This is a genomic window from Flavobacteriales bacterium, assembly GCA_016715895.1.
GTDB lineage: Bacteria > Bacteroidota > Bacteroidia > Flavobacteriales_F > PHOS-HE28 > PHOS-HE28.
On the sequence record JADJXH010000004.1, the window covers coordinates 1841217 to 1855488 of the forward strand.

The 14272-nt window shown below is 65.8% G+C and carries 10 protein-coding genes; 6 read left to right on the forward strand and 4 right to left on the reverse strand.

Features of this window, described 5'->3' with window-relative positions:
- The first annotated feature begins 3 nt into the window (after positions 1-3).
- The 3 genes from IPM49_16540 (at position 4) to IPM49_16550 (ending at position 4568) form a co-directional block, all read left to right on the forward strand.
- A complete protein-coding gene (locus tag IPM49_16540) occupies positions 4-2118 on the forward strand; it encodes a S8 family serine peptidase (GenBank protein MBK9276130.1) in 2115 nt (704 codons plus the stop codon).
- Positions 2119-2200: 82 nt separating this feature from the next.
- Positions 2201-3985, forward strand: coding sequence for an agmatine deiminase family protein (locus IPM49_16545; protein ID MBK9276131.1), 1785 nt, complete (start codon positions 2201-2203; stop codon positions 3983-3985).
- A gap of 40 nt (positions 3986-4025) precedes the next feature.
- Positions 4026-4568, forward strand: a complete 543-nt coding sequence (locus tag IPM49_16550) for a DUF922 domain-containing protein (protein MBK9276132.1) — start codon at positions 4026-4028, stop codon at positions 4566-4568.
- Here IPM49_16550 and IPM49_16555 read toward each other — a convergent pair whose 3' ends face one another.
- The gene (locus tag IPM49_16555) at positions 4569-7016 is read right to left on the reverse strand and encodes a T9SS type A sorting domain-containing protein (GenBank protein MBK9276133.1); all 2448 of its coding nucleotides are present in this window, start codon (positions 7014-7016) and stop codon (positions 4569-4571) included. It lies immediately after the preceding gene.
- Between the two features lie 834 nt (positions 7017-7850).
- On the opposite strand from IPM49_16555, the gene IPM49_16560 reads away from it, so the two are divergent.
- Entirely contained in the window at positions 7851-8858 is a 1008-nt protein-coding gene (locus IPM49_16560; GenBank protein MBK9276134.1) for a T9SS type A sorting domain-containing protein, read from the forward strand.
- Between the two features lie 221 nt (positions 8859-9079).
- Positions 9080-11314, forward strand: a complete 2235-nt coding sequence (locus IPM49_16565; GenBank protein ID MBK9276135.1) for a tail fiber domain-containing protein — start codon at positions 9080-9082, stop codon at positions 11312-11314.
- Positions 11315-11460: 146 nt separating this feature from the next.
- Here IPM49_16565 and IPM49_16570 read toward each other — a convergent pair whose 3' ends face one another.
- Positions 11461-12114 (reverse strand): hypothetical protein, encoded by a 654-nt coding sequence (locus IPM49_16570; GenBank protein MBK9276136.1) that lies wholly within the window; start codon positions 12112-12114, stop codon positions 11461-11463.
- Positions 12115-12132: 18 nt separating this feature from the next.
- Here IPM49_16570 and IPM49_16575 point away from each other — a divergent pair, with 18 nt between their 5' ends.
- Positions 12133-12369, forward strand: coding sequence for a hypothetical protein (locus IPM49_16575; protein ID MBK9276137.1), 237 nt, complete (start codon positions 12133-12135; stop codon positions 12367-12369).
- Positions 12370-12422: 53 nt separating this feature from the next.
- Here the strand turns inward: IPM49_16575 and IPM49_16580 are convergent, their stop codons facing one another.
- Together IPM49_16580 and IPM49_16585 are read right to left on the reverse strand one after the other, a co-directional pair.
- Complete coding sequence (locus tag IPM49_16580) at positions 12423-13544, reverse strand: peptidoglycan DD-metalloendopeptidase family protein (GenBank protein MBK9276138.1); 1122 nt, start codon at positions 13542-13544, stop codon at positions 12423-12425.
- A gap of 133 nt (positions 13545-13677) precedes the next feature.
- A complete protein-coding gene (locus IPM49_16585) occupies positions 13678-14265 on the reverse strand; it encodes a nitroreductase (GenBank protein ID MBK9276139.1) in 588 nt (195 codons plus the stop codon).
- Between the last annotated feature and the right edge of the window lie 7 nt (positions 14266-14272).

Genomic DNA, 14272 nt, shown 5'->3' on the forward strand with positions numbered 1-14272 from the left:
GCCATGCGTTCCTTCCTCCTTCTTGCCGCAACCCTGATCGGCCATGCCGCCCTGGCCCAGAAGCCCGTGCAGGGCGATCACCTGCCCGGGCATGTGCTGGCCATGCTCGCTCCGGATGGAAGTGCCGATGTGGTGGTGCTTGAGGTGGCATCGACACTGGGCATCCCGCCGGGCGGTCTTGTGGCCCGGGAGGTGAGCGCGCCGATGCGCATCCACCTCTTCGAGAACCGGGGTGCGCCGATCGCGGACGAGGTGCTGCTGCGGGCCGTGCAGGAGCACCCCCATGTCGCCATCGCGCAGCCCGACCGGGTGATCGAGGAGCGGCTGGTGCCGGACGACACCCAGTACGCGCAACAATGGCACCATGCGGATCCGGAGGACAACGACATCGATTCGGACCTGGCGTGGAACATCACCACGGGAGGCACCACGCCCCTGGGGCACGACATCGTGGTGGCCATCATCGAGGGCTTCGACCGGACGCACCCCGACCTGAACGCGAACGCGTGGGTGAACATCCATGAGATCGACAACAACGGCGTCGACGATGACGGGAACGGCTACATCGATGACGTCAACGGCTGGAACCCTTCGGCGGGCAATGACAACACCCTCTTCAGCGGCAGCCATGGCACCAGCTGCGCGGGCATGACCGGTGCGCGCGGCAACAACGCGACGGGCGTGGCGGGCGCCAACTGGAACGTGAAGCTCATGCCCGTGCGGATCGGGAGCCTCACGGAAGCCAACGTGATCGCCAGCTACACCTATCCCCTGGTGCAGCGCCGGCGCTGGAACGCGAGCAACGGCACCCAGGGGGCCTTCGTGGTGGCCACCAGCAGCAGCTGGGGCATCGACAATGCCAATGCGGCGAACTATCCGCTGTGGTGCGCCTTCTACGATACGCTGGGTGCGGCGGGCGTGCTCAATGCCGGGGCCACCGCCAACAACAACGTGAACATCGACGCGGTGGGTGACATGCCCACGGCCTGCGGCAGCCCGTACATGATCAGCGTCACGGCCACCAACAGTTCCGATCAGCGCACCTTCAGCGGCTACGGCCTCACCACCATCGATGTGGGCGCACCGGGCTCCAGTGTGCGCACCACCGGCAGCAGCGGAGGGTACACCACCACCAGTGGAACGAGCTTCGCCACACCGCTCACCGCCGGGGTCATCGCGCTGTTGTACAGCGCACCATGCACCGCGCTGGCGCAGCTGACGCTGGACGATCCCCAGGCGGCGGCCGATGCCGTGCGCGCGGCGCTGTTCGCGGGCGTGGAGCAGGTGGGCAACCTGCCGGGGCAGACCGTCACCGGCGGGCGCATCAATGCGCACAACAGCCTGCAGCACGTGCTTGCCCAATGCGCCACCTATGCGCCCGGTGCGCTGGTGGGTGGAAGCGTGTTCCTGGAGGGCGCGTACGACAGCGGTTCGGGCCTGATGCGCGACGACCTTCGCGCGCAGGGCCTGCTGCCGTTGACCGAGCCCTACACCGCGGCCGGCTTCGTGATGGTGAACAACAGCACACCGTCCACGACGGCCCCCGTGCTGGCCGTCACCGGCACCGACGCCATCGTCGACTGGGTGCTTGTGGAACTGCGGGCGTCCGGTGATCCCACGCAAGTGCTCGGTTCGCGTACGGCGCTCCTGCAGCGTGATGGCGACATCGTGTCCGTGGACGGCACCTCACCCGTGAGCTTCGACCTTCCGGCCGGCAGCTACCATGTGGCGGTGCGTCATCGCAACCACCTCGGCATGATGACCGCCGCTCCGCTCGCCCTGGGCGGTGGCGTTGCCGTGGTGGACATGACGGACCCGGCCACGCCCACCTGGGGGACCGATGCCGGCAAGGAGACGGGCGGCGTGCGCCTGCTCTGGGCGGGCAACGTGCTTCCGGACGACCGGCTGAAGTATGCCGGCGGTTCCAACGACCGCGACCCCATCCTGGTGCGCATCGGCGGCGCGGTGCCCACCGGTACGGCCACCGGCTATTTCTCCGAGGACGTGAACCTCAACGGCCAGGTGAAGTATGCCGGCAGTGCCAACGACCGCGATCCCGTCCTGGTCAACGTCGGGGGCGCGGTACCCACGGCCACGCGGGTGGAGCAGCTGCCCTGACCGTCGGCTTTCCAAGGCCTTCCGTCGCCCGGGTTGGTCCCCGCAGGCGTGCCCGTTCTACCTTGGCGCCGAACGAACCCCCATGCTGCGCCGCCTCATTCCCCTCCTCGTCCTGCTCGCCGCAGTGCCCGCCCTGCACGCCCAGGAACGGGCCCCCTTGCCCCACACCCTTGCTCCCCACGAGCACGCCCTGATCCGCGACTACAGGGACAGCCGCGCGGGCGATGCGCGGGGCATCACCACTCCGCCGCCCGGTCCGGTACGCACCATGGCCGAGTGGGAGGAGATCCAGAGCCTCGTGATCTGCTGGGCCCAATACGAAGGCATCCTGAAGCAGATCGTTCGCCACGCGAAGGAGGAGTGTGAGGTCATCATCGTGTGCGATGATGACGCCGACGTCACTGCCTACCTCAACAACGCGCAGTATGGCGGACCGCTGAACAACCTCAACAACGTCACCCTGCTGGAGGGTGCCTACAACAGCGTGTGGGCACGCGACTACTTCGCGGAGAGCATCTATCTGAACGAGGTGGACTCGCTGCTGCTGCTGGATTGGATCTACAACCGGCCACGGCCGTTGGACGATGCCATGCCCGACCTGGTGGGCGGCTTCAAGAACATCCCCGTGTACAGCACGAGCCAGGCGCCTAATGACCTGGTGCACACCGGGGGCAACTTCATGAGCGACGGTTTCGGCACGGCCTTCAGCAGCGAGCTTGTGCTGGAGGAGAACGGCCCCAACGGTCAGTTCAACCAGACCGTGAGGAACGAGGGGCAGGTGGATGCCCTGATGAACACCTGGATGGGCATTCAGCCCGGCCGGTACGTCAAGATGACCCCGTTGCCGTACGACAACATCAACCACATCGACATGCATATGAAGCTGCTCGATGAGGAGCACCTGCTGGTGGGCGAATTCCCACTGGGCCTCAGCGACGGCCCCCAGATCGAGACTAACCTGGACTACGTGACGTCCACCTTCAACAGCGTGTTCGGAACGCCGTACGAGGTGGTCCGCATCCCGATGCCGCCCAGCGCCGGGGGCAACTATCCGCCGAACGCCAGCTATCGCACCTACGCCAACAACGTCTTCGTGAACGGGACGGTGCTGGTGCCCACCTACCGGGCCGAGTACGACACCATCGGCCTGCGGATCCTGCGCGAGAACCTGCCCGGCTACAACGTGGTGGGCATCGACTGCGACGACCAGGGACTGAACATCATCAGCGCGAGCGGAGCGATCCACTGCATCACCAAGGGCATCGGCGTCAGCGATCCCCTGCTGATCCGCCACCAACGGCTGGATGACACCTATGATGCGGTGAACCCCTATCCGGTGGAAGCCTACATCCGCCATCGCACGGGCATCGCCTCCACACAGCTGTATTGGACGGTGGACACCGCTGCGGGCTTCGCCGCGCTGCCCATGGCCGATCAGGGCGGCAATGTGTGGGCCGGCGCCATCCCGGCGCAGCCTGCGGGCACCCGCATCTTCTACTACATCGAGGCCACCGCCAACAGCGGCAAGATGCAGGTGCGTCCGCTGGTGGCCCCCGAGGGCTGGTGGAGCTTCCGCGTGCTGGACGCCAACACGGCGGTGACGCCGGTGGACGCGCCGGCGTTCGCGTCGCTGTACCCAAACCCCGCCACCTCCATCGTGGTGGTGGGCGTGGAGTCCGGACGTTCGGAACGCGTGGAGCTCCGCCTGCTGGATGCCACGGGCCGCCTGGTGCATACCGTGTTCCGGGGCATCGTCCCGGCCGATGGCCGGCTCTTCGTGGACGTCAGCACCCTGCCCGTGGGCGTGTACCAGTTGGAGCTGCAGGGTGCGGCGGGTCGCAGCACACGCACGCTCCTGAAGCAGTGACGCGTACGGATCGGCACGGCCTTCGCGTTCATCCCGCGTGATGCGCGTCCCGATCCTCACCGTGCCGATGGCCGCCCTGCAGGTGGCGGCGCTGTTGTGCACCGCTCCGCTGCACGCCCAGACCAACATCCCGTGGAGCGCGGACCGTCCGCTCACGTGGGCCGATTTCAAGGGCACCCCGCCCCGGGGCACCGACCGCGACGCTTACACCTACTATGGCATCTCGGCCAGCTTCGAGCGTGACGGGCAGGGCCGCATCACCGCCGAGGTGAGCTGCGTGTTCATGCCGGCGGAAAGCTGGGTGCGCCCGCCGGCCAAGGCCAGTGCGCAACTGCTGGCCCACGAGCAGCTCCACTTCGACCTGGCCGAACTGCACGCGCGTCGCTTCGCCCGGGAGCTGCCGGCCCAGCTCGGTGGTGCGGGCCCGGAGGCGGCTTTCCAGCGCGCCCACGACCGCATGATGGACCGCTTGCGCGAGGAACAGGAGCGCTACGACCGCGACACCGACCACGGACGCGATGCAGCCGCACAGGCCCGATGGGCCGCGGACGTTCGTCGTCGACTCGCCGATGGCGGGCGCTGATCAACGCGCCACCACGAAGCGCACCGAGCCGTTCACGCCACCATCCAACCGCAGCAGGTAGGTGCCGTTGGCCAGGTCGGCTACCGGCAGCTCGGCCCGTCCGCCTGACGAACGCAGCGCGGTGGACCGAAGGAGGCGCCCCTGCAGGTCCAGCACATCCGCCACACGGGCAGCGGGGCTCACCCCCGTCACCTGGAGCACATCGCTCACCGGCACGGGGAAGGCGCCCAGCACAGGCCGCGACAGGTCGGCCACCGCCGTGGGCAGGGCGGCCTGATCGCAGAGGGTGAAGGTGCCCGCGTCGGCGCCGCCGCCGTTCCACACGCGCACCAGCAGGTCGGTGTTCAGGGGCAGGCCGTTCATCGTCACCGGACCGACCACCTCGGTGAAGCAGTCGATGTAGGCCGGCGTCGCACAGTCGGTGTACACGGCCATGTTCAGCGTGGCCGCGCTCTGCGCCTCCAGCGTCAGCACATGCGAGCTCGTATCCCCGGTGTTGAAGCTGTACCACACGTCGATGATGTTGGACCACGGATCGCACGGCGGATTGGGCAGTGGAGATCCGTAGGCGCACACGTTGGTGCCGGCGGTCGGTGTGGTGCAGGCGCCCAGCGGCAGCGTGGGCACGGGCGTGGCTCCGGTGCACGCGTCGTTCGTCGGGATGTTCGCGCAGGGCGGTGCGCACGAGAGGGTGAGCAGGAAGGTGCCGGTGGCGCCATCGTAGCCATGCACCAGCACCAGGTATTCCACGCCGTTCTGTGCGAAGAAGGTGACGCTGCTCGTGTTGCCGGGGCAATCCACCGCATCGTCGTTGCCCGCCACGCACACCGGGCTTCCGCAGCTGCCCTCGAACACGCTGATGCGCGTGTCGAACGAGGCCTGATCGCAGGTGAAGAGCGTGGCATCCTCGCCGGTGCCGATGAAGATGTACCAGAGCCCGGGCGCGCTCACTGCGGCGCTGGCGCAGGTGGGGGCCGGGGCAAAGAGCCCTTCGTTCGTGTCGCCCAGCAGCGTGTCGCCGCAGTTGATCGCAGCGGCCTGATTGCAGAACGCGTTCGTGGCCACGGGGTCCAGCAGGGTGGTGAAGGCGATGGGGCCGACCAGCGGGCTCACATCCCCGCCACCGCAATCCTCCTGCACGTACAGCTCCAGGTCGGTGCCCGGTGTCAATCCGTTCAGCGTCACCGGCGGACCGTTGAGGCCGATCGCGCCGCTCACCACGGTGCCCGTACCGGGGGTGAAGCCCGCCGGACCATGCTCCACCGTGAAGGTGCCGCTCGCGTTGGCGCTGGTCCAGTACACGATCGCCTGCGTATCGCTGGGGCTCGCCACCACATCCTGCGGCGGGGCGCAGCTGTTGCAGCTCAGCGCCAGCGCGAAGTCGCCCGTCTGCCCGTCGTAGCCTTGAACGAGCACGAAGTAGGTGATGCCCGCATCGGTCAGCACGGTCACCTCCGAGGTGTAGTCCGCGCACACCGGACTGTCGTCGTTCCCGCCCACGCACACCAGGTTGCCGCAGCTGCCGGTGTACACATTGATGCGTGTGTCGTATGTGGCCGCGTTGCATGTGCTCAGCGTGGCGCTGCCCTGCACGCCGGTGAAGCTGTACCAGATGCCCGGTGCCTCGATGCCCGTGCCGCAGCCGGCCACCGCATCGGCGAACGCATCGGTGGTGGAGCCCTGCACGGTGTCGCCGCAGGCGATCGGCAGCGCATCGATGCAATCGTCGTTCGGCACCAGCGGGTTGCCGGCGGTGGTCACCGGCCAGGGGCCGATGCTCATGCCCTGGCCGCAGTTCACGTCCACGAGCACCTCATAGGCCGTGCCTTCGGTGAGCCCGGTGAAGGTCACCGGAGGTCCGTCCACTCCCACGGTGCCGGTGATCAAGGTGCCGGTCCCGGGCGTGAAGCCCGCCGGGCCCAATTCCACACTGAACAGCGTGCCGGCGGGCTGTGCCGGCCAGTTCACGGTGACGCTGCTGTCCGTGGTGCTGAAGGTGGGCGGATAGGGGCCGGGGCAGTCGTGCAGCATCAGGTCCCACGTGAAGCCATCGGTGCTCCAGCGGTCATCCCATTCGATGTAGTAGGTGACGCCGGGCACCACGGCCAGGCCGGCCACCAGCGAGTTACCGGGCGGAAATCCGCCGGGGCAGCCGTCGTCGTCGATGGCCAGTTGGGTCAGGTTGGTGCAGGTGCCCGTGTGGATGAGCACCCGTGTGTCGGTGACGCCGTCCACGCAGCTGTTCACCGTGATGTATCCCGGTTGGTTGGTCTCGAAGGCGTACCAATCCGCGTTGGTGGCGTTGCCCTGCGTGGCGCCCGCACCGGTCGAAGGGCCGTCGGCGGTGTAGAGGCCCGGGCCGATGAGCACCGCGTTGGTGCACAGGTCGCCCTGGGCATGAGCAAGGATGGTGGAGAACAGGACAGCGGGGAGCAGGGCGTGGCGCATGGGGTGGGGTGGGAGGGAAAGATATCCGGTCGGGGGAAACTCCGATGTGAGCGAGCGCAGTGGTCGCGGAACACCTTCCATGAACCGTCGATGCGAACCGATGCATGCTGAGCGGTGTGGCGGTCTCCTTCCTCATCGTCGTCTCGGGCATCCTGAAGGGATGTGTGGCGATCCCCCTCATCCACGGGCGCTCTCCTGCTGATCATTCCGAAGTTCAGCGAACCTCGAGCACAGGGGTCTGCGGGAATTGGTGAACGTAGACCTTGCTGGTCATGGCCCAGCTGATAGTAAACCTAGCACCGTTGAAAACCGCAACTTTTCAACAGCATGCACTAAAGCGTCGATCTTGAATTACATTGGTTCCGCCATGCATCAAGCCTTGCCAACCAGCATCGTCGCAGACCGCATGGCGGGCTGCACGGGTGTGATTGGCCGCTTGTGGCCGGAAGCTGGAAGCTGGCGGCCGGAGGCTGGCGGCCTTGGGCTTTCGGCTTTTGGCAGGAGGCAGGAGGCTGGAGGCTGGAGGCTGGAGGCCGACAAGCCTGGGACCTACCAAGGTAACCCCACCAATTATTGATGAAAGAAGCCCCCGGCGCGCGAACACCGAGGGCCTTGGTCGCTCAACATTCACCCCCTAAGGCATAGGAACATGAACACGAGCTAACACAAAGATAGGGTGCACCCGCTGAGCCGACCAGGCAGCGCCAGGCCGTGCAGACACGGTCTACCAGCGGAGCCTTGCCGCAACCCGCGACGGACAAAGGCTTGAACGGAGCGGAAGAGGACCGGGCCAGCTACCCCGGTCAACACGAACGAACGATGACCTCCCCCGCGATGAACCTCCGGTGGCCGGGCGCACGCCTTGGCCTGTTGCTCGGCTGCCTGGGGTTCGTTGCGGCTCTCCGCTGCGAAGCGCAGGGCAATTTGATTCCGAACCACAGCTTCGAAGAGTATGATACCTGCTTGGCCGTTTTGGGATTCTACACGCCCAATGAAGGGCCACTGCATTGGTTCTCGGCCAGTGGATCACCTGACTACTACCAAAGCTGTGTGGGGAACGGTGCGGCCAATGGGATACCGCAGAGTTTCTATGGGTACCAGTTTCCCCAAGACGGCGAAGCTCATGTGGGTATGGTAACCTATCAACAGCAGTATGGCTTGCGTGAGTATGCCATGGTCGAGCTCTTGGAGGCGATGGATCCCGGCGAAACATATTACGCGAGCTTCTGGGCAAGCGCAGGATGGAATGGGATCAAGGATTACCCACAGCACTACGTCGCGGCAAGCCATGTTGGCATGCTCTTCACCGTACAACCACGACCTTGGACAATTGGTGATCCCTGGCCGACAGCCGGTAACAGCGCACACGTGTATCATCCGTGGATCATAGCGGATACAGTAGGGTGGACTCTGGTGAGCGGCAGTTTCGTGGCGGATAGTGCTTATCGGTACTTGATGATCGGTAATCACTTCGACAATGCCACCACGGACACGCTGCACTTCGCGACTTATCCATGGATGCCCAAGGCCTACACGTTGATCGACAACGTCTGTGTGTCCGTTGCCCCTGATGGCTGTCCCATGGCTACCGGACTCATGGATGTTGCGGTGGATGAGATTCACCTCCATCCGAATCCGGCTGCCGGTGAGTTGCACTTGGGCGGCGTACCGGTCGGCGCACAGATCGTCATCCACGACGCCACAGGCCGGTTGATATGGGAAGGTCGTGGCGAACGGAATGCGTGGAATTTGGACGTGAGCGGGTGGCCGCGTGGAGGATATGTTCTACGCGTCATGCAGACAAGGAGTCATCGTACGTTCAAGTTCGTGTTGATCGAGTAGCATCTACCTCAGCACGAACGAGGTGCTTGGGGTTGAACAACTCCCGGTCTTTCGGACCTCAACAACCACGAAAGACCATGAAAAAGGGAATCAGTTTTCGGCCAGCATGCTTGGCTTTGGGTTTCATTGTGTCCACCTTCGGGAGGGCGCAGGTGTCAACACCTAGCAATAGCCCGTCATCAGGGGACTACGTCGGTTGCAATGGCAGTACCGGATTTCCCTTGGAGGTCCGCCACAACGGCAACCAACCGATCCAATGGTGGACGGACAGCATCCAGCGGATGCAGCTGTACCACACGCGGACGGGCACCTTGCCGTTGCTGGGCGGTGGAACCATCAATGTGCAGCAGGATGGATACCTGGGCCTGAGCGGCACGCCCGGGTTCTTCGCCACGAACGGGTATGGGCCGTTCTCGCGGCTGCATCTGGCCGACCTGGATCCCAATAGCGAGGGCCAGAACCACTACAACCAGCCGTGGGGCTACCGCAGTTGGATGAAGAACGGGATGACCCTGACGGGCAACCACGACCACGCGTACATCGGCCAGCGCTACTACGGGCACGACAGCACGGACCTGGTGATCCACTGGAGCGATAACGCCGAGAAGAGCCCCTTCGGACCGGACCGGCTGCGTTTCATCTTCACCACGGACAACACGGGCGCGACCCAGGGTTCGCGCAGCCAGGAGGGCCTGGAGTTCATGCGCATGTACCCGGTGAACCAGAACCAGGGCTTCGTGGGCATCGGCAATTTCGCCCAACCAGGGATCTCGCCGGATCCAGAGCCCAGCGAGCGGCTGGACATCCTGGATCAAACGATCCGCATCCGGCGGTTGGTCCCGGACTACGAGGACGATCAGCTCGACCGCCTGGTGGTGACCGATGCGGATGGGCGCTTGCATTGGCGGGATGTGAGCAGCCTGCCCGCGCCGCCCGACAATTGCGAATGGACCATGGGCGCCAATCCGAACCCCAACCACGTGTGGACGGCGGTGGGTGCGGCGGACCCGGACTGCCCGGATGGAGAGGACAACGTCGGGATCGGCACGAACAGCCCGGTGGGTGGAACCAAGCTCAATGTCATTGAGAACACACCGCATTCCGGCTTGTCCAACCGAGGTGTTTTCGTGCGCACGGAGATCCCAACGGGAACCAATGGTGCAGGTGCCACTTGTATCGGTGTGCGTGCCGAGGCGGCCAACGCAGCAACGAACGTGGGTCTACAAGGGGCGGCGACATCATCCAGTGCATTGGCTGCGGGAAGCAACTACGGGATCGAAGGCGCCGCGACGGCTGGCGGTGCTGTAACAAGCAACCATGCGGGGCATTTTGATGCTGGATTGACGAGTGGTGCGGCCGTGACGTTCAACCGGGGCGTGTTCTCCCGGGCGACGAACCATAACACAAGCGCGCACAACTGGGGTGGCCAGTTCGAGGCCTACGGCAACGGCACATCGGCGGACAACCGCGGGGTGGAGTGCTACGTGCAGGGTTCCGGAGCCAACCAGTTCAACTTCGGCTTACGCAGCTACCTCTGGTGCACGGGGGCCAATGCCAACAATTGGGGTGTTTGGAGCAGGGTGGATGGACCGTCCACGAGCAACAACATCGCCGTGTACGGCCAGGTGCCCGATACAATGACGAACAATTGGGCGGGCTACTTCGCTGGCCGGGTCCAGGTCACCGGCAGCATGTGGAACAACGGGACCTTCATCTTCTCGGACGCGGACATCAAGACCAACGTGGAGGACATTGAAGGCCAGGATGCGGCCTCCTTGCTGGGGCAACTATCGCCAAGGGCGTACAGCTACCAGAGCGCCCAATACCCGCAGTTGTACCTGCCCGGCGGGCAACAGTTCGGGTTCCTGGCGCAGGAAGTGGCGCAGGTGATCCCGGCCGTGGTAGGCAGCACCAAAGTACCCGCCGAGTTGGATAGCCTCGGCAACGTGATCCACCCGGAAATGGACGTGGAGGGCATCAACTACACGGCGATGATCCCGTTGCTCGTGGCGGCGTTCAAGGAGCAGCAGACCACCATCAGCACCTTGCAGGACCAGCTAGCTGCAGTTCAACAAGACCTCGCCACCTGCTGCGCGGCCCACGGCAGCACGGATGGGCGCGGCATGAGCGCAGGGGCAGGGGCACGCCTTCGCCAAGGCTTCGGCGATGCGAACGCAGGTGCAGGTGAGGCCCTGCGCACCGACCTGATCATCGTGCCCAACCCGGTGGCGGATCACACCCAGCTGCGGTACACGGTGGCCACGCCGGGCCGCACGCGGCTGGAGGTGAGCGATGCCAGTGGCAAGCGGTTGGAGGTGCTGGAGGAGGCCGTGCGTGAAGCGGGTGCCTACACCCACGACTGGACCACCATGGATCTCGCGCCCGGCACTTACCATGTGACGCTGTACCTCAACGACAGCTTCGTGGTGAAGAAGGCGGTGAAGGTGGCTCAATAGGCTTGTGCACAACATGGGTCAGGGGCCGCTTCGCGATCGCGGGGCGGCCCTTGGTGCACATGCACATGTGCCCATTTGCCCATGGACACAAGCGCACACGGCCACGACCTGTCCCGCTCCGCGGGATGTTCCCCGTGACCCGACCTTCAATTCCCCTTCCCCCGGCGCTGCCTGCGCTCGGCGCGCCGCTGCGGATCCTCGTGGAAGAAGTAGCGCAGGTCCACTGTGAGGTAGCTGCCGCTGAGGCCCGTGAGGATGGCGCGCCCCACGCTGTTGGCATCGAAATAGGTGAGCTCGGCCACGGCCATGTCGTCGAAGGCGCGGTGGTAGGTGGCGCCGAAGTAGAAGTAGCCCGAGCGTTCCGTGCGGTACTCGAAACCGATGTTGCCCACGGCGCCCACTTGCAGCCAATTGCGCCGGAAGAGGTAGGCGCGCGCATCGTCCGTGTTATTGATGGCGTCGCTCGGGTAGGTGTCCAAGCTGGCGCCCAGGGCCGTGTTCATCCAGGTGCGTTCGCCGAGGCGGATGTACACCAGCAGCAGCACGGGGATCTCATAGCCCACATAGCGGATGCGGCCGCTGCCGTCGACGGCCACCGTATCGTTCTCCAGGGTCCAGCGGTAGTTGCGGCGGATCTGGTGGATGCCGGTCTCCAGCGACAGCATGCGCGTGAACCCGTGCCGCACCTGCATGCCGAAGCCGAAGCCACCGGTGAGCTCCACGCTGCCGCGCAACGCGCCGCCCTGAAGCTCCACCCGCGGGTCGAAGAAGGAGAGGGGCACCACCGGCTTCACCTGCATGCCGAAGGTGGTGACGCCTTGTTGGGCCTGGAGGGTGGAGGGAAGGAGCAGGAGCAGGGGAAGGAGCAGGAGCAGGAGCAGGGGCAGGAGCAGGAGCAGGCGCAGGGGCAGGGGCAGGGGCAGGAGGATGGGCAGGGGCAGCGGCAGGGGCAGGAGCGAAAGGCGGCAGGCAGCAAGCGGCCCAAGGCCGGAAGCCAGAGGCTGGTGGCTGGCGGCTGGCGGCTGGAGGCCGGAGGCTGGAAGCTGGGGGCCTAAGGCTATGAGGTCCGCGAAGCCATGCCGGAGCGCGTCAGCGCCGACCGGGTTCCCTACCGGGCATCCACCAGGAGCTGCTGTCCCACGCGGAGGATCGAGCGTCGGGTGATGCCGTTCAGGTCGCACAGGGCTTGGATGGACGTGCCGTATTGCTCGGCAATGGCGTAAAGATGGTCACCTTTCGCCACCGTGTGGAACTGCGTACCCTTGGGATAGGCGGCGTAGGCATGGCGCGAACGCTTGATCACCAAGGTGTCCGCCTGCAGCGAACCGTTGCTCAGATCGATGATGCGCGTTGGGTCCAGCGGCATGCCGCGGAAGCGCACCTCGAAGTGCAGGTGGCTGCCCGAGGAGCGCCCCGAGCTTCCGCCCAGACCGATCAGTTCGCCCGCGTCCACCACGTCGCCTGCCTTCACCTTGAAGCGGTGCAGGTGCGCGTAGTAGGTCTCCAGCCCGTTGTAGTGGCGCACCACCACCACGCGCCCGTAGCCGTTCTGCACGCCGGCATGGCGCACCACACCGGGGAAGGCCGTGCGCACGGTGTCCCACACCTCCAGGTCCAGGTCGATGCCGTTGTGCGGACGGCCGTCGCGCCAGCCGAAGCGTGAGGTGAGCGGCCCCGTCACGGGCATGGCGAAGCCGCAGTGCGCCTGCTCGTCCACGAGCTGCAGCAGCAGCACACTGTCGCGTGCGGCGGAGGCGGGGGTGCACGCATGCACGGCCAGGGTGTTCCAGTCGGTGTAGAGGCCGGTGATGTCGTGCGTGGGGTCGTCCAGCCAGGCCAGCAGGCCGCTGCGGTCCACCTCGCCCTGTGTGGGCATCTGCGCACTGTACAGGTTGATCTCGTTGATCAGCGCGTAGGGCACGGTGTCCAGTTCGAAGAGCGAGTCGATGAGCTGGATGATGCCGCCCTCATCGAGCCCCCGGATCCGCTTGTACAGGGCGAGGTCGCGCAGCAGGTCGGCCGGTGGGTCGGTGAGCGCGCACAGCGAGTCCAGCATCGCGTCAAGCCGGTCGTCGGTGAGGGCCTCGCCCTCCGAAAGGGTGCGTTCGCCGTACATCACCAGCGCCGTCACCGTGTCGGTGCGCAGGGTGTCGCTGCCGGATGGAACCCCGGCGAAGGCCCGCCCGGTGAGGCTGGCCAGCAGGATGGACACGTGCAGGAGCGCGCGCATGCGGGCGTGTGTACGTGATGGAGGGTGGCGAAGATACCCGGAGGGGCGGACGGCCCTGCTGTGGTCGACGAGCGATGGGAATGGATCGCTGGAAGCCCGAACGTGCTGGACGAAGGCCGATCCGTGCCGGTGCTCAGGCCTGCTGCCAGGACATCACATCGGGCAGGGGCTTCCGATAACCCTTGGGCCAGTCGACCGCAGGGTATCCGATGTAGAACAGGCCCATGCAGCGGTCGCCCTCGGCCAGGCCGATGAAGTGCCGCATGCCGTCGCCGGTGACCACCGCGCCGGTGCCCCAGAAGCCGCCCAGCCCGTAGGCGGTGCACGTAAGGTGCATGTTCTGCACGGCACAGGCCACGGCCAGCTGCTCCTCCAGCTCGCTGATCTTGCCGCGCGGGTCGCGGGCCATGCCGAGCGCCACCACCACGCTGGCCTGCAGGGGGCGTTGCACAGCGTTCTCGTGCTTGCGCGGCATGAACTTCTCCGGCGGGGTGATGCGCGTGTATTCCTCGCCCATGAACGTGGACAACCGCTGGCGGGCGTCCCCGGCGAACACGACGAAGCGCCAGGGCTGCGTCATGCCGTGGTTGGGCGCCCAGGTGGCGTTGGACAGGATGAGCTCCACCATGTCGCGCTGCACCACACGGTCGCTCATGTCCTTGGGTTGGATGGTGCGGCGGTCGCGGATCACCGCGGTGAGGTCGCTGACGCTGTGGCGCATGGGTGTA